Below are 15,492 nucleotides of genomic sequence, written 5' to 3' on the forward strand. Positions count from 1 at the left end.
GAAACGGCGCGGCAACGGACACGAAACCAATGGGAAACGTGCGAACGAGAAGGGCGCGCTTGGCCCCGCTCTGGCTAGCGCCGGAACAGCTCGCGGGCTCGATCGCGGAGGTCGGTAGCTCGGATGACGCCCTCGTAGCGATTGATGCGCAGACGCGGGAAGGCGTTAAAGAAGCGTAGGTCGCGGCGGCTGAGCGACACGCTCGGCACCGGACGGCTCATGCGCTTGCCGGCACGGAGACGGGCGAGCGATGGATGGGGCACGCTCGGCGCGGCATCGGCCACGCGGCGGGCGGCAAGCGCCAGACCGCGCGCGCCGTCCGAAATAAACGTCGGCATCGAAGCCTTCTCACGCAGGGCATCGAGCGCGGCATCGCCCAGCTCCGCCAGCCACGCGTTAACGGCACGACTGCGGATATGCGTCTGTGCCACCGAGTCAATCGTCGAATCGGGAATACGTTCGAGCATTGAGTCCGAGGCGTCGGCAAGCGACTCATTGATGCGGTCAGCAAGGTCGGCACGCACACGCTCCAGTTGATCGGACAGGCGGCGCCAACTGGCCAACGAGCACACCGCGTCGACCATCATCGCGACCGCGACGATAAAGGCGGACAGCCGCACAATCAGCACCGGCAGATGGCCAAGCAGCCCCAGCAATGCCGGCTCCACTAAACGGCAAATGCACAACGCACCCAAGCCAAATGCGCAAGCCCAGTACAGGCAGATACGTCCATGCAGGTTAAACGGTAGGTGCGAGTAATCCCAAAAGCGCGCGCCTGTTGTTTTTTCCAATAGAAGGCCCACACCGTACTCGATTACGCTGCAGACAAGCGCCGCAGCGACAAACTGGCTCGAGGCATCCGGAATCCCGCGCAGCAAAAGCCAGCAGGCTATGCCGCCCACACCATAGATAGGACAACACGGCCCCAGCAAAAATCCGCTGTTAGCAAATCGTCCGTGATTGAGCATGGCGCAGACTGTCGACTCCCACGCCCAGCCGCAAAACCCGTAAAAGGCAAACGAGAGCACCAGTGCCGAGAGCGGACAGGAGGCAAGCGTCGCGCCGTCAAATGCCATGTCGATCGCGGTCCCCACCGTCTACCCTCTCCTCTTCTCGCTCGATTCGCCACTCATGCCATCGTCCGCCTCGTCCTTGCGCGGCAGGCGGCCGGCAACCGTCTCGCGCAGAGCGCACCATTTATCTGCCAGGCATACAATCCAAGCTTCACGACACGTCGGCGGCACTGGCACCAGCGGAAACATATGGCGCGCGATGATATTCCGCTCGCGCGGCGTCAGCTCAAAATCCTCTTCGGCTCGCGCCAGGGCAAAAAACGGATGGCGAAAGCCATGCAGCCGATGGCTTGGGTCGGGATCGTGCCAATCGTAGAGAAAGTAATCGTGTAACAAGGCTCCGCGCAGCAACGAGGCGCGGTCGACCGAGACACCGACGCGGCCCAGGCGCTCGGCAAAGGACAGGCTTGCCCGCGCCACCGAGGTCACATGCGTATACACCGTCACATCGCCATGCTGGATAAACTCGCGCGTCAGGCCCAGACGGCCCGCCTGTGCCAGTTGACGGGCAGCATGGTCTACTTCGCACGCGATTTTCTCGGCACGAACGACATCGGACATGCTGCCTCCTTCCAGCGACTCACGGCGACAAGCCACGGCCTGCACGCATGGAATAAAATCATCATCGAATCTACCAGTATGGCATCGGACAAAACGTTTTGCCCCGCCAGTTGGCGAATTACCGCGCCGCCGTCACATATCAAACGCCAAAATGTGCGAGACTGTTTTGTGCAATTGTGCCGGCCGAGGGAGCGCCGGCGCTCGATTCGCATGGAGTAACCCACAACGATGCTGCTTACGCAAACGACAACGCCCGAGGACGTCAAGGCTCTCGACCGCGCCGAGCTTCCGCTGCTCTGCGGCGAGATCCGTCAGGCAATCCTCGAAAGCTCCGCCGCTGTCGGCGGACACGTTGCCCCCAACTTGGGCGTCGTTGAGCTTACGGTTGCGCTTCATCGCGTGTTTAACTCCCCCACCGACAAAATTGTCTTTGACGTTTCGCACCAGACCTACGCCCACAAGGCGCTGACCGGGCGCGCGTACACTTATATCGATCCGGAGCGTTATGGTGAAGCTTCTGGCTTTGCCAATCCCGACGAGTCCGAGCACGACCTGTTCGCCATGGGCCATACCTCCACGTCGGTGAGCCTGGGCTGCGGCCTTGCCCACGCGCGCGACCTGGCGGGCGACACGTATAACGTCATTACTGTTATTGGCGACGGCTCGCTTTCGGGCGGCTTGGCGTTTGAGGGCTTTAACAATGCGGCCGAACTCGATAGCAACCTGATCATCATCGTCAACGATAACGACCAGTCCATTGCCGAGAACCATGGCGGCCTGTATCGCAATCTGGCCGAGCTGCGCGCCAGCAACGGTACCTGTGAGCGCAACGTTTTCCGCGCGATGGGGCTCGATTACCGCTATCTGGACGCCGGTAACGATGTGTTGGCCCTCGTCGACGCGCTGCAGGAGCTGCGCGACATCGACCACCCCATCGTGCTGCACGTCTCGACCGCCAAGGGCATGGGCTTTGAGCCAGCCCAAAACGACCCCGAGCGCTGGCATCACGTAGGGCCCTTTGACATGGCGACCGGCCGCAAGCTCTGCCCGGGCCATCCGAGCGAGCCCGCACCGCGCACCTATGCCGATATTACGGGCGAAGCGCTCAGCGCCGCCATCGAGCGCGATCCGCAGGTCGTGGGCATCACGGCCGCCACGCCCTACATCATGGGCTTTACACCCGAACTTCGCGCTGCCGCCGGCAAACAGTTCGTCGATGTGGGCATTGCCGAGGAGCACGCCGTGACCTTTGCCACCGCGCTTGCGCACTCGGGCGCCAAGCCAGTCTTTGGTGTGTACGGCACGTTTTTGCAGCGCGCCTACGACGAGCTGTGGCACGACCTGTGCCTCAACGACGCCCCCGCAACCATCCTGGTGTTTGGTGCGTCAATCTTTGGCACCACGTCCGAGACGCACCTTTCGTTCTTTGATATTTCCATGCTGGGCGGACTTCCCAACATGCATTACTTGGCGCCGGCCTGCATGGAGGAATATCTGTCCATGCTGACCTGGTCGCTCGACCACCGCGAGCATCCTGTGGCGATCCGCGTACCGGGCATCGGCCTGGTGAGCCGTCCCGACCTTGCGCCCGCCGAAGACACCGACTACAGCGCCGTTCGCTACAACGTGGTGCGCCAGGGTCGCGACGTTGCCGTGCTCGCACTTGGCGATTTCTTTGAGCCGGGCGAGCGCGTGGCAAACCGCTTGGCTGCCGAGTACGGTATCGAGGCCACGCTCGTCAACCCTCGCTTTGCAACCGAGCTTGACCGCGAGTTCCTCGATAGCCTTGCTGCCGAGCATCGCGTTGTCGTCACCCTCGAGGACGGCATCTTGGACGGCGGCTGGGGCGAGCGCGTGGCATGTTATCTGGCATGCACGCAGTTGCGCACGCGCACCTTCGGCATCGCCAAGGGCTTCCCCGACCGCTACGACCCCAACGAACTGCTCGCGCAGAACGGCATGACGGTCGAGAACATAGCCGCCGAAGCCGTAAGGCTACTCAACGAGTAAGAAAACCTCCGCAAGGGAAGCACCCCCTGCGGAGGTTTTTGTTTTCACAGCTCAATTATCTCAATCTGTAACATCTAGGGCCCGAATTCCCGTCTAACTGTTACAGATCGAGACAAACCGTCTTTGCCCCTGACCTTTGTCTCAATCTGTAACAGATAGAGACCTTTTGCCCGTCTAACTGTTACAGATCGAGACATTCGAATTCCGCTGAAGAGAAAATCTCAATCTGTAAATCTCAATCTGTAACAGTTACTCGGCAAAAATGGCTGCAGATGTTACAGATTGAGACAAAACAGTAAGGCATGCCGCCGCACCCGCCCAAACCACCGCAAAGGTGCCTGTCCCCTTTTGGTGGGTACAATAACCCATAAGGTAAGTATGTTTCTGAGTTATTTCGTGTTGACCCGTCTGAGCGCGATAGGGTATAACTCTACTCAACCGCTAGGGATTTTATTGAGAAAGGTGTTCTACCATGAGCAAGAACCTCTCCCAGCAGGTCGTTCTCGACCGCCGCGGCTTCGTTGCCGCCACCTTCGCAACCGTCGCCGGCCTTGGTCTTGCCGGCTGCTCCGACACCAGCGCCGAGGCCGACAAGGGCTCCGCCGCCTCCTCCAAGAACTCCGAGGATACCGAGGTTTCCGCCACGCTCGACGCCAAGGCATTCGACAATCTCGTCAACGATGGCCCCAAGGCCGATGACGACGCCATCGCCGCCAGCAACTGGGCCACGGCCGTCAAGGACGCCGGCGTCTTTAAGATCGGTGGCGTTCAGACCTCCACACTCTTCTCCCTCCTCAACGAGAAAGACGGTCAGACCCGCGGCTTCGACGCCGGCATCGCACAGCTCCTGTCCAACTACATCCTGGGCGAGAACAAGGTCGAAATCACCCAGGTGACCTCGGACACGCGTGAGTCCGTCCTGCAGAACGGCCAGGTTGATGCCGTCTTTGCCACCTACACCATCACTGACGAGCGTAAAAAGCTCGTCTCCTTCGCCGGCCCCTACTACTACACCCAGCAGGCCATCCTGGTGCTCGCCGACAACGACGACATCAAGAGCGTCGACGATCTGGCCGATAAGAACGTCGCCGTCCAGTCCGGCTCCAACGGCCCCGCCATCCTGGAGGAGTTCGCCCCCAAGGCCAGCCAGCAGGAGTTCAAGACCGACGAGGAAGCCCGCCAGGCACTTCAGCAGGGCCGCGTTGACGCCTACGTCATCGACAACAACATGCAGCAGAGCGCCCTAGTCCGCGAGCCCGGTAAGTATAAGATCGCCGGCAAGCCCTTCGGCAGCAAGGAGCCCTATGGCATCGGCCTGCCGCTCGATTCCGACGGCGTCGCCTTTGTCAACGACTTCCTTAAGAAGATTGAGGACGACGGCACCTGGACCGAGCTGTGGCAGATCTGCATCGGTGACCGCACGGGTGACACCAATGTTCCCGAGCTGCCCGAGATCGGCGCCTAGGCAACGCGCCTAGTAACGGCCGCAACGAAACCATACGGAAACGCACGGTGCGCTTTATTGCGCTAAACTGTTTCCTTACTGAGTTGTCGGGGCTTCCGTACACACGGGAGCCCCTTTCCTTATCGGCGGGAGGTCCGCATGAGTCTCTCCGAGCTCTGGTCGCTCTATGGCCAGAACTATATCGACGCGCTGCTAGCAACCTGGGGCATGACGCTTGAGTCGTTTGCCATCGCCATGGTGCTGGCCGTCGCCGTCACCGTGATGCGCGTGTCGCCGCTCAAGCCGCTGCGCGTCTTTGGCGACCTGTATGTCCAGGTCTTCCGTAACATCCCCGGCATCGCGCTGCTCATTATCGTCGTCTATGCGCTGCCCCCGCTCAAGGTCGTCCTGCCCTACCGCACCTGCGTCATCGTCGCCACAGTGCTCTTGGGTTCTGCCTTTGGTTCCGAGAACTTTATGAGCGGCATCAACACCGTCGGTGTCGGCCAGGTAGAAGCTGCCCGCTCGCTCGGCATGAGCTTCAACCGCATCCTCGCCAAGATCGTGATTCCGCAGGCACTGCGTTCGAGCGTACTGCCCATGACCAACCTCTTTATCGCCGTCATGCTCACCACCGCGCTCGGCAGCCAGGTACCCCTTAAACCGCAAGAGCTCACCGGCGTGGTGAGCTACATCAACACGCGCTCGCTCGGCGGCGTCGCCGCGTTCTTTGTCTCGGCGCTCGGCTACCTGGGCACGGCCTTTGTGGTGAGTCACATTGGCAACTATATCGATAAGAAGGTGAGGATCCTCCGATGAGCAAGCACTCCTCCCCCGCACTCACCATGCGCGACGCGCTCTACGAGGCTCCCGGCCCCAAGATGCGCGCCAAGATTCGCGTCGGCACCGCCATCTCGCTTGTCGCTGTGGCCGCACTTGTCGCCCTCGTGCTGCAGCGCTTTTATGTGACCGGTCAGCTTTCGGTCCACTATTGGTATTTCTTTACACACCTCACCACCTGGAAGTTCCTGCTTGCCGGCTTTGAGGACACCGTTAAAGTCGCACTCACCGCTGGCGCCATCGCGCTGGTGCTGGGTCTGACCCTCATGCTCGGCCGCACGAGCGACATTAAGCCGCTGCAGCTGGTCTGCCGCGTGCTCACCGATTTCTTCCGCGGTGTGCCGAGCCTGCTGTTCATCTACTTCTTCTTTTTGGTGCTGCCCCAGTACAAGATCGCGCTGCCGTCGTTTTGGATGCTCACGCTTCCCGTCGCGCTCGCTGCAGCCGGCGTACTTGCCGAGATCTTCCGTGCCGGCGTCAACGCCGTGCCGCGCGGCCAGGTCGAGGCCGCCCAGGCGCTCGGTCTCTCCAAGGCTAAAATCACCTTTAAAATCGTGCTGCCGCAGGCTATTCGATTTATTATTCCGTCGTTGATTTCGCAGCTTGTGGTCGTCGTCAAAGACACCACCGTCGCCTACGTGGTGAGCTACCCCGACCTTATGCAAAACGCCCGCGTGCTCATTACCAACTACGACGCCCTCGTGTCGGTCTACCTGGTCATCGCGGTCATCTACATCCTCATCAACGTCGCAATCAACAAGGCCGCTGTCTACGTTTCGCACAAGACCGGCGCGACCATCATTCGCTAACGATTTACCATTTCGAGTCATAAGGAGCCGAGCACCATGGCACAGAGCACTTCTTCTACCGGCAATCAGCCGCTGATTGAGCTCAAGCACGTCGATAAGCACTATGGCGATCTGCACGTCCTCAACGACATCAATCTCTCGGTCGACCGCGGCGAGGTCGTCGTTGTGATCGGCCCCTCGGGCTCGGGCAAGTCGACCATGTGCCGAACCATCAACCGTCTGGAAACCATCGACTCGGGCGAGATCCTCATCGAGGGCGAGCCTCTGCCGCAGGAAGGCAAGGATCTTGCCCGCATGCGCGCCGAGCTAGGCATGGTGTTTCAGCAGTTCAACCTGTTCGCACATATGACCGTGCTGCAGAACGTCATGCTGGGACCGGTCGACGTGCTGGGCGTGTCCAAGGACGAGGCCCGCGAGCGCGCCATGGACCTGCTGAGCCGCGTGGGCGTTGCCGAGCAGGCCGATAAGGTGCCCGCACAGCTCTCGGGCGGCCAGCAGCAGCGCGTAGCCATCGCCCGCTCGCTTGCCATGCAACCCAAGGCCATGCTTTTTGACGAGCCCACGAGTGCCCTTGACCCCGAGATGATCAACGAGGTGCTCGAGGTCATGGTCCGTCTGGCCCAGCAGGGCATGACGATGATCGTCATCACACACGAGATGAACTTCGCCCGCCGCGTGGCCGACCGCGTCGTGTTTATGGCCGACGGCCAGATCGTAGAAACTGGCACGCCCGACGAGTTCTTCGACCACCCCCAGACCAAGCGCGCCCAGGACTTCCTCAACTCCATCAAGGGCCACTAGCCCAATTGCCACGCGGGCAAATTCATCACCAGCGTTTGTCCCACGTCACCCCTGTGCCATGTCCACCCGGATTCGAAAGCCACACCCATGATCGGAACCCGCACCTCATCGTCCTACACTCCGCACGTCGACGTCAATCCCGCCGACCGCCCGCTCATCCTGGTAGCACCACGCTGGGAAGAAGCGAAACCCTATTTGAGCGAGACGCTCTCCCCCAACGAGGAGATTGCGAGCGTCTTTGTCGATGCCATCCTTGCCGCCGGCGGCCTGCCGCTGCAGATGTCCATTACCGAAGACGTCGATGTCATCCGTCATTACGTGGAAATCGCTGACGGTATCGCCATTCCCGGCGGCCCGGACGTCAACCCCAAACGCTGGGGCGACGAGCGTCCGTACGACCCCACGCTGTGCTGCGAAATTCGCGACCGCTTTGAGTTTAAGCTGGTTAACGAGGTGCTTCGCGCCAAGAAGCCGCTCTTTACCACCTGCCGCGGCACGCAGTTGCTCAATGTCGCCACTGGCGGCACCCTGTGCATGGACGTGCCGAGCCTGGGTGCGCGCGAGGGCCGAACGCAGTGGCGCCACACCCACGTGCTCAACGACCCTGTGCACCCTGTCGAGGTCGTGCCGGGCTCGCTGCTGGAGCGCGCGGTTGGCGGGCACGGGCTGATCCAGACCAACTCGGCACATCACTGCTGCGTCGATCGTCTGGGCAAAAGCACGCGCTTGGTCGCCAAGGCAACTGACGGCGTTCCCGAGTGCATCGAAGTCGAAGGCCAGCCTTTCTGCCTGGGCGTGCAATGGCACCCTGAGTACACGTGGAAGACGCTCGAGACCGACTTTAACCTGTGGAAGTCGTTTGTCGAGGCAGCGACCAAGGTTAAGCAGGCCCGCTAGCTTACGAACCACACCGGCTAAAACCATCCATGCCAGGGGGGGCGGACACCAACTACGGTGCCCGCCCCCTGTATTTGATATGCTAGGTCCACTAACCCGTCAGGCAATTTCAATCACCTCATCGCATGCCGAAATAAGCACAGGGTCGTGCGTAGCGATGACCGTGATATGTCGCCCCTTTCTTTCCTTAAGGATTTCGATAAACGCCTGCTTGCTCTGACTGTCAAGTGCAGATGTCGGCTCATCAAACATCATCACGTCCGGGTTTTTCAGCAGCTGGCGAATTATCGCTATTTTTTGTTTCTCCCCCCCTGAAATGTTGTTCTGCTTATCGTCCAGCTCGACATCAAGTCCACCACTTGAATCGACCATCTTTTTAAGCCCCATTCTCTCAATGAGGCTCTCAAGGTCACGCTCTTCAGTGCTTCTGCAGCAAAGAGTTAAATTGTCCCGTATCGACCCCTCGGTCAGGGGCGGCTCCTGCTCAGTAATCCCGATATTGCGCTTCCGCAGCGCATAACGGTCCAGAGAGCTCAGGGGCTTGTCGTTAATCCAAATATCACCCTTGCAGTTTTCTGGATCGCAACCGCTTATCACATCCAACAGCGTGCTCTTACCGGAACCGTTCGGCCCAACGATTCCGTATACCTTTCCTTTTTCCAAAGAAGCTCGAATGTCTCTGAACGCGGTTTTTTCAGACCCAGGATAGCTATACGCCAGCTCGGAACAGCTCACCTCGTAAACATCGGCGAGGATAATGGCCCCATTTGAGTCCTCTGGCATGTCCAGCAAGCGCCGCAAACGCTCGTAGGATACTTTTGACGTTTGATAGTCCTTGCCCAGCGCAAGGAAGAATTCAATAGCCGAAGAATAATAGGAGTAATAGCTTAGCGCCGTCATAAGATAGCCGGGCAGCAAATTGCCGTCGAGAACTTCCTTTGCGCCCAGGATCAAGATTCCACCCTGTGCCAAAGATGTGACGACAGTGTTGGCAAACGTAAAGGTCGCATTAATTTGCTGGTTCTGATAAACGCAACGATATAGCTCTGCAAAAGAGTGCTCAAGCCTTTGCTTGAAAACCTCGAATAGAACATGTCTGCGGATAAATTGTGCGTTGCTAAGCTGCTTCTCCAGATCGGAAAAGAATCGAGCCTCCTGCTCTTGAGCCTCGAAACTTCTTGCGAACAAACACTTTTTGAAAAGCGAATAGACCGCGCCACCTATTATGCCAAGAGCCATACACAGCATTGCCAGGTGACCGTTTATGGTCGCCAGGACAACAAACACCACAAGCAACGTCACTATATTGCTCACGCTTTGGACACTTGCGTTTATAACAAATATCACCAAATCGTTAGCGTCATGATTAATCTGTTGGTTGTAATATGAGGCATCAAAATTAGAAAAGAAGGCCCGTGGTAGCCTTTGAACGTGACTTATCACCTCTTCATTCAATGCAAATCCCACATGTGTTTGCAGATCGACATAGACCAGCTCACTGACGCAATTCAAACCGGCTCGCACAATACCCAGCGCTGCTATCTCAGCGCCGATGGCGATTGCGCTTTCCCCATCTCGCGCGACACCGACAAAGTTGTTGACCAGTTGTCCCGTCAGAAAAGGAATTGCGAGACCAACCATAAGCGAGAGCAGGCACATTAGAAGATAGGTTATATACTTTGGATTCTTGATTATTGTTCTTGCGCAGAGATTAAACATGAGCTGAATCCAGTTCCGAAAGCAATCGCTGAGCCTTCTCGGTCAAAATCATTCGTTGGCGCACCTGATACCTTTGAGATACGCACTGTTTTGACCCTCCATGAAGAGCGTGATTAGGGCAACCTCCCATACATGAGGGATAGGCAAAACACTCTTCACACTCATGATCGCTCGGCTCATAGTTTAGCCATTGGACCAGCTGAGCATTCATCCTCGGCCCTTCGGCAAGCGTACCGACGCAGCGTTCACGCATCCCGATTTCGTCCCAACATTTATAAAGATAGCCCTCCGGATCCACTACAAACGACCCTGCACAAACGGCGCCACAAATAGCCGGATTAAAGCGCACCGTCAGGTCAACGTAGAACCCCCTATCAACTGCATGACTATAAAAGTCCAGCTCTTCCCGAGAAAACGCCTCCATCGAAAAACAACTACTGTCACTTGGGCACGTATCGTTAATATTGTCGACAGGCGCCAGATAGAATCCAACCTTGTTTTTAAGGCCCTTTTCCTCGAGTGCATCCAGCAAATCGCCAGCACCGGCAATGTTATGGGCATCGACATTGCACCTGATAGAAATATCCAACAGATGCGTGACTTTAGAAACGTTGTCTAGAATCGCATCGTACGTCGGCTGTCCGTTCCGCAAGAACCGTCGAGAATCGTGGTCCTTTCGAGACCCGTCCAAGGTTATTTGAGCCATCTTGACGTCACAAGCCGCGAGAGTCTCGGCCACTTCTGGCGTCAGAAGATATCCATTTGTAACGATGGATGCCGAATAGGAGCACTCTGGATTAAGGATCGCCTTTATACGCTCCGTAAGCCGCTGAATTTTATCGACTTGCAGCAACGGCTCTCCACCATACCAACCGATCTCAAGCTCGCTCAGCCCCCGTGAACGCTCCTTCACGAATGAGACAAGCCGGTCTTCAACCTCCGGAGTCATTGTCGTTTTGCGTTGTCCTTTTTCATAACAGTATGGGCAACAGAAGTTGCACTCCAATGTCGGGGCTATCGTCATGCCTAGAGAGCGATTGGAAAATCGAAGAAGACGGCCTATCGCCTTCATTTCCTCTTTTTCGTCACGATCATCTTCTAACAGCATTCCTCCTTGAAGCAACGCTTCGCGCAATTCATCTGGCTCCCATTCGGTTCCCGATACCATGCGGCACATACTTTCTGCATGTTGTTTATCCAACGAAAGGATCGCACCGGTCTTCGCATTCATCAACAGCGTTCTTTCGCCGTGGTTTTCAATCAAGTTGTATTGAGACGGCCTCATATGATTATCCCTCACAAACAATCAAAGAAATCTCGACCGCAATTGGTCGACGGTAAAGCAAATGGCAAGAACGCTTGTTACGTTAATCAGGCAGTCAATTAAAATCGAGGTGCATTGACTATCCTCCAACGGGGTCACGCCGCAAATCCACATGAGCATCGAGGACGGAAACGGAAGCATGGAATTGGCTCCGACCTGTATGTAGATCGTTACGACGTTGACAAGCAGCAGCATGCCAATAGGACCGAAGCCGGACCCAAAATAGGAAACAACGATCACGCAAGAGACCACATATGCAAGGCAGACGGCACTCGCCAGAAGAAGTCGATCGCAAAACATATTCAGGTTGAAACACTGTTGAGCATCCAAAACGATTGCACAGTTAAGACAGTACAAAACGACACTTGACAGGACAAACGCGCCCAATAGGGCGAAAGAAGACAGCACCGTTCGCGCAACGGTAACGCACGCCCGCTTCCCTCCCCGAGCCTCCGACAGCCCCCACGGTTCCTCGACAAAGCCCGAACTAACAAAGCGCGGCACAATACAAGCCGCGATGAACGGAAAGAACAATGCATGAGCCAACGGGGCCACGTTGAACAGCAAGCCGCGAAAAACCTCTGCATTACCAAATAGAAGGGCGTCCTCTGCCGACAGTTTAAGCGTCGGGTCTGGGAAAAAGCCCAAGAAACTGCCCTCGCGGAGGCTACAGAACCACATCGGGAAAGAATTAAGCTGCAATATCACCATACACGCATAAATTGCCAGGATTAAGACGTACGTCCATTTGCTCACATGCTTCAATTCTGAATGGAGGAACCTTTTAATCTGACGAGCCATTGAGCACACCTCCGACACGACAGGTCACGAGAGCGTAAATCAATACCGATAGACAGCTGGCTGCCACGCCATAGCCCAGAAGCGCCAGGTGCCCCATATCGCTATACCCAAGGGCACATCCGACCCCTAGGTACGGCCCAGGAAGGAAGAAGATCCATCGCAAGGATGGTATAGGTGCCTGAAGGAAGGTTCCGTAGAGCGTCAAGCTCATGACAAATCCAATTATTATTACAGCCCCGCTCAATACAGCGCTGCCTGTAATCCGATAGATGGTCATCGTCTCCAACGCAACCGATATCACCAATACGGCGTTGATTATCATCGCAGGAAAAAATGCAGCCAGCATGCCGTGCGTGTAGTTTTGCTCCCCACGCATTATGGCTATTGCAAACAAAAGAAGGCAAAGTGCGCTATATGCTGCACCGACTATTAAAGCAGACGAAAGCACATGTGCCAGAGCCCCATTAAAGCGGGCGAGACCTCTTGCTGAAGAAATTCGGTATCCCTCTTTATAGCCATGCTCCTGTAAAAGCACCAAACAAACGATGAGTGGAACGAACAGGGATGTACCGGCAAAAGCGCTGCGCGCAAGGGACTCATCAGGCGCAGAAGGATCGATTGCATTCCAGAGGAAACCAATATCCTCCCCACAAACGCCATAGCCAAAGCCTAGCAACGTTGCTCCGTTATTTAAAAAAACACCGAAGAGAAGACCGCACGCCAACACAAGCGTAAGACCAAACTGCGCCGGAAACATCCTGTGTAGACGCATCATATCTGCCTTTATGGGATGGATCGCCCGCTTCATAGCGAGACCGCGTTCATCAAGCGCCTGTAATATTCTTTTAGGGACGACGCCTCATCCCTTATGACATCCATCGATTCCTTTTTCAGCAGTTCACCGTCATGAATAAACACGCAACTTGTTGCAACCGATGCCAACTCATCCAAATCATGGCTAGAGATGAGCATGGTCTTACCCTGTTCTCGATTCAATCGGCCGATAAGGGCCCATATACTCTCGATGCCCAGCGGGTCCAACCCATTTGCCGGCTCATCGAAAATTAGTACGTCGGTGTCGCCCAACAAAGCCGTAGCTATATCCAGTCGCCGTTTCATTCCCAGAGAAAAACTGCTCACGCTCTTTTTCTCATCGACGTCCAGCCCGACTAGGCCCAAGACGCGAGGAACCTCACGTGTCTCATCGAGCCCCCATTCCGCACATCGGATCCGAAGATTCTCCACCGCACTGAGGGATTGGTATGCTCCGCTGGAATCTGGCACATAGCCGACACGCGTCCGCATCAGGCTCAGCTCTTTTTTCGACTTGCCTCCAAAGAGCTCCACGCTCCCCGACGATGGCTCACAGAGGCCCAGCACTATTTTAATAAGCGTGCTTTTGCCCGCCCCGTTTGCACCAACAAGGGCGCAAAGTTCAGACTGATTCACCTCGAAGGAAACGTCATGCAACACACGCCGTTTTCCATAGCGCTTTGACACCTTTGATAGCTTTATCGCTGATGCGCTCATTGGCCTCCTATTCTGCTTGATAACAAAACCGCTGCTGCCAGACTGTCGCCTGGCAGCAGCCGCAACTGCTAGAAATTAACAACACACAAGTTTTTGCTGCAGTTATTGACGCAGACGCGTGCTCCACAGAATGCCTTGCAGTAACCGTTGCACCCACCACCGGGGTCCACATAACTCGGCTTTACAATCCAGCTCATATCGTTCCTCCTTTCTTTTATCGTTCGTTCTTGATGTTATTGTTTGCCGATAACTTATATTTGTCAAGATAATTAATAAACAAAGAACCCGTGTTAGACACGGGTTCCGTTACACTGATATTTCGTTATAGTTGTTCTTTTTATGCTACTCGTCGCTCAAATCTACAGCGAAGACCGATGTCGGAAGCGACACCTCATTGCCTCTGCCATCCCGCATCTGCCTCACGGCATTCTTCGCGCGCTCGACAATAAGTTCCTCGAGCTCCTTCTCGCTCACGCGCTGAATAATATCTCCCGGTTGACAATCAAGCTCATCACAGATTTCAAGAAGCGTCTTAAGACGAATAGCTTTAATTTTTCCGTTTCTTAGCTTAGAAATATTAGCCGGAGTATGCCCCGTGGCACGAATCAGATCAGAGCTGGTCTTTCCGGTCTTAAGCAGCTGCGTCTCAAGCTCGATGATGAGATAGCTCATGTTTCCTCCTACACAAGCTCGTCAGACTGCTCCTGGAGCAGCGAGGCATAGCTCCAGATCACCGAGACAAACAAACAGACGGCCGCGCCGATAAGCGACCCCGCGTCAAAGGCAACGCCCTGGCAAATCGCGATAACGAAGGAATGAGGCACGACGCAAAGCTCCAGCCCACCAATGGTAAGATTGACCGATCCATAGGCACCAACAAGCGAAACCGCGGCGTTAACAGCAAAGGCAAGCGCGAGAACACGGATAAGCCGCACATGCGCCCTGGTAAAGGGCGATACGCCCCGCGAAATGTCACGGCTGATTCCGCACAAAACGACAAGCGAAATACCCATGACAAGCGCCATGCACAGTCCGCTTGGGATAACGATGCACCCGCCATTGAGAAGCGTCACAACACCGAAAGAATCGACAGAAGCAGCGTTTGCAACCGCATACCAGATCACGTAAACAACCAACGCGGCGAAAGCGACGAGCATTCCCGCAAAAACGACCGCCATGCAAAAGCCAAGCTTCCTTACAGTCTCGCCCGCCTTGGCCATACGCTGAACGCTGTTGGACATATACTCACCCTCATCGAATCTATCGTTATCGGAATAGTTTATCGAACAACGATATGGATTGCATGTACAAAGCCCAGCCGGTACGCATAGGTTATTTACTAATCCGAAGGGTGAGAGTGGATTTTTGGACACGTATCGAACGAGAGTGGATAATCTCCCACTTTGAGGCCGGGGACTGCGGACAAAAAGTTGGACCGTCAAGGTCCGGTTTGGAGTCCGCATGACATACAGTAGAGCCGTAGTAGAGAGGGCCGGGGAGCTCCGCCGCTCCGGGCTCTCGTGCAGGGAGATAGCCCGGGAGCTCGACGGGCCGAGCAAGAGCGCCGTCGCGCGCTGGACGAGGTCCGTGGCCGCGGGCGGAACCGTCGGGAGGGCGGTCGCGAAGATGGAGCTGCCGAAGGTCGTCGGGGACGGTCCGGTGTACCCCGACATCGACCCGGAC

The 15,492-nt window shown here is 56.3% G+C and carries 15 protein-coding genes; 6 read left to right on the forward strand and 9 right to left on the reverse strand.

The window, feature by feature from the left end; genetic code table 11:
* Positions 1-74: 74 nt before the first annotated feature.
* Both OGM60_08310 and OGM60_08315 read right to left on the reverse strand, forming a co-directional pair.
* The gene (locus OGM60_08310; GenBank protein ID UYI98882.1) at positions 75-1,094 is read right to left on the reverse strand and encodes a putative ABC transporter permease; all 1,020 of its coding nucleotides are present in this window, start codon (positions 1,092-1,094) and stop codon (positions 75-77) included.
* Between the two features lie 3 nt (positions 1,095-1,097).
* Positions 1,098-1,634, reverse strand: coding sequence for an HD domain-containing protein (locus tag OGM60_08315; protein ID UYI98883.1), 537 nt, complete (start codon positions 1,632-1,634; stop codon positions 1,098-1,100).
* Between the two features lie 228 nt (positions 1,635-1,862).
* On the opposite strand from OGM60_08315, the gene OGM60_08320 reads away from it, so the two are divergent.
* The 6 genes from OGM60_08320 to OGM60_08345 all read left to right on the forward strand — a co-directional run bounded on the left by OGM60_08320 (position 1,863) and on the right by OGM60_08345 (position 8,435).
* On the forward strand, positions 1,863-3,644 hold the full coding sequence (locus tag OGM60_08320; protein UYI98884.1) for a 1-deoxy-D-xylulose-5-phosphate synthase: 1,782 nt from the start codon (positions 1,863-1,865) through the stop codon (positions 3,642-3,644).
* Positions 3,645-4,116: 472 nt separating this feature from the next.
* Positions 4,117-5,109 carry a glutamate ABC transporter substrate-binding protein gene (locus tag OGM60_08325; protein ID UYI98885.1) on the forward strand — a complete coding sequence of 331 codons (993 nt, stop codon included), beginning with the start codon at positions 4,117-4,119 and terminating at the stop codon, positions 5,107-5,109.
* A 138-nt stretch (positions 5,110-5,247) separates the two neighbouring features.
* Positions 5,248-5,907 carry an amino acid ABC transporter permease gene (locus tag OGM60_08330; GenBank protein UYI98886.1) on the forward strand — a complete coding sequence of 220 codons (660 nt, stop codon included), beginning with the start codon at positions 5,248-5,250 and terminating at the stop codon, positions 5,905-5,907.
* Positions 5,904-6,737 (forward strand): amino acid ABC transporter permease, encoded by an 834-nt coding sequence (locus OGM60_08335; protein UYI98887.1) that lies wholly within the window; start codon positions 5,904-5,906, stop codon positions 6,735-6,737. Before OGM60_08330 ends, OGM60_08335 begins: the two co-directional genes overlap by 4 nt.
* Positions 6,738-6,809: 72 nt before the next feature.
* Positions 6,810-7,538: an amino acid ABC transporter ATP-binding protein gene (locus tag OGM60_08340; protein ID UYJ00176.1), complete on the forward strand. Its 729-nt coding sequence runs from the start codon at positions 6,810-6,812 to the stop codon at positions 7,536-7,538.
* 87 nt (positions 7,539-7,625) lie between these two features.
* The gene (locus OGM60_08345; GenBank protein ID UYI98888.1) at positions 7,626-8,435 is read left to right on the forward strand and encodes a gamma-glutamyl-gamma-aminobutyrate hydrolase family protein; all 810 of its coding nucleotides are present in this window, start codon (positions 7,626-7,628) and stop codon (positions 8,433-8,435) included.
* A 99-nt stretch (positions 8,436-8,534) separates the two neighbouring features.
* Here the strand turns inward: OGM60_08345 and OGM60_08350 are convergent, their stop codons facing one another.
* The 7 genes from OGM60_08350 to OGM60_08380 all read right to left on the reverse strand — a co-directional run bounded on the left by OGM60_08350 (position 8,535) and on the right by OGM60_08380 (position 15,050).
* The gene (locus OGM60_08350) at positions 8,535-10,154 is read right to left on the reverse strand and encodes an ABC transporter ATP-binding protein/permease (GenBank protein ID UYI98889.1); all 1,620 of its coding nucleotides are present in this window, start codon (positions 10,152-10,154) and stop codon (positions 8,535-8,537) included.
* Positions 10,147-11,439: an SPASM domain-containing protein gene (locus OGM60_08355; protein UYI98890.1), complete on the reverse strand. Its 1,293-nt coding sequence runs from the start codon at positions 11,437-11,439 to the stop codon at positions 10,147-10,149. The genes OGM60_08350 and OGM60_08355 overlap by 8 nt, the downstream gene beginning before the upstream one ends.
* Before the next feature lie 21 nt (positions 11,440-11,460).
* Positions 11,461-12,279 (reverse strand): hypothetical protein, encoded by an 819-nt coding sequence (locus tag OGM60_08360; GenBank protein ID UYI98891.1) that lies wholly within the window; start codon positions 12,277-12,279, stop codon positions 11,461-11,463.
* Positions 12,263-13,087, reverse strand: coding sequence for a hypothetical protein (locus tag OGM60_08365; GenBank protein ID UYI98892.1), 825 nt, complete (start codon positions 13,085-13,087; stop codon positions 12,263-12,265). The genes OGM60_08360 and OGM60_08365 overlap by 17 nt, the downstream gene beginning before the upstream one ends.
* A complete protein-coding gene (locus OGM60_08370) occupies positions 13,084-13,809 on the reverse strand; it encodes an ATP-binding cassette domain-containing protein (protein UYI98893.1) in 726 nt (241 codons plus the stop codon). The genes OGM60_08365 and OGM60_08370 overlap by 4 nt, the downstream gene beginning before the upstream one ends.
* A gap of 342 nt (positions 13,810-14,151) precedes the next feature.
* Complete coding sequence (locus OGM60_08375) at positions 14,152-14,481, reverse strand: helix-turn-helix domain-containing protein (GenBank protein UYI98894.1); 330 nt, start codon at positions 14,479-14,481, stop codon at positions 14,152-14,154.
* An 8-nt stretch (positions 14,482-14,489) separates the two neighbouring features.
* Entirely contained in the window at positions 14,490-15,050 is a 561-nt protein-coding gene (locus tag OGM60_08380) for a hypothetical protein (protein UYI98895.1), read from the reverse strand.
* Positions 15,051-15,492 lie beyond the last annotated feature (442 nt).

This window comes from Coriobacteriaceae bacterium (assembly GCA_025757745.1).
Taxonomy (GTDB): Bacteria; Actinomycetota; Coriobacteriia; order Coriobacteriales; family Coriobacteriaceae; genus Collinsella.

What these genes read in the sequence shown, in the direction of transcription:
- OGM60_08375 (UYI98894.1), bottom strand. Translation starts at nt 14,481, where the DNA reads ATGAGCTATCTCATCATCGAGCTTGAGACGCAGCTGCTTAAGACCGGA.
- OGM60_08365 (UYI98892.1), bottom strand. Translation starts at nt 13,087, where the DNA reads ATGAAGCGGGCGATCCATCCCATAAAGGCAGATATGATGCGTCTACAC.
- OGM60_08380 (UYI98895.1), bottom strand. Translation starts at nt 15,050, where the DNA reads ATGTCCAACAGCGTTCAGCGTATGGCCAAGGCGGGCGAGACTGTAAGG.
- OGM60_08360 (UYI98891.1), bottom strand. Translation starts at nt 12,279, where the DNA reads ATGGCTCGTCAGATTAAAAGGTTCCTCCATTCAGAATTGAAGCATGTG.
- OGM60_08370 (UYI98893.1), bottom strand. Translation starts at nt 13,809, where the DNA reads ATGAGCGCATCAGCGATAAAGCTATCAAAGGTGTCAAAGCGCTATGGA.
- OGM60_08335 (UYI98887.1), top strand. Translation starts at nt 5,904, where the DNA reads ATGAGCAAGCACTCCTCCCCCGCACTCACCATGCGCGACGCGCTCTAC.
- OGM60_08350 (UYI98889.1), bottom strand. Translation starts at nt 10,154, where the DNA reads ATGTTTAATCTCTGCGCAAGAACAATAATCAAGAATCCAAAGTATATA.
- OGM60_08355 (UYI98890.1), bottom strand. Translation starts at nt 11,439, where the DNA reads ATGAGGCCGTCTCAATACAACTTGATTGAAAACCACGGCGAAAGAACG.
- OGM60_08320 (UYI98884.1), top strand. Translation starts at nt 1,863, where the DNA reads ATGCTGCTTACGCAAACGACAACGCCCGAGGACGTCAAGGCTCTCGAC.
- OGM60_08325 (UYI98885.1), top strand. Translation starts at nt 4,117, where the DNA reads ATGAGCAAGAACCTCTCCCAGCAGGTCGTTCTCGACCGCCGCGGCTTC.
- OGM60_08315 (UYI98883.1), bottom strand. Translation starts at nt 1,634, where the DNA reads ATGTCCGATGTCGTTCGTGCCGAGAAAATCGCGTGCGAAGTAGACCAT.
- OGM60_08345 (UYI98888.1), top strand. Translation starts at nt 7,626, where the DNA reads ATGATCGGAACCCGCACCTCATCGTCCTACACTCCGCACGTCGACGTC.
- OGM60_08330 (UYI98886.1), top strand. Translation starts at nt 5,248, where the DNA reads ATGAGTCTCTCCGAGCTCTGGTCGCTCTATGGCCAGAACTATATCGAC.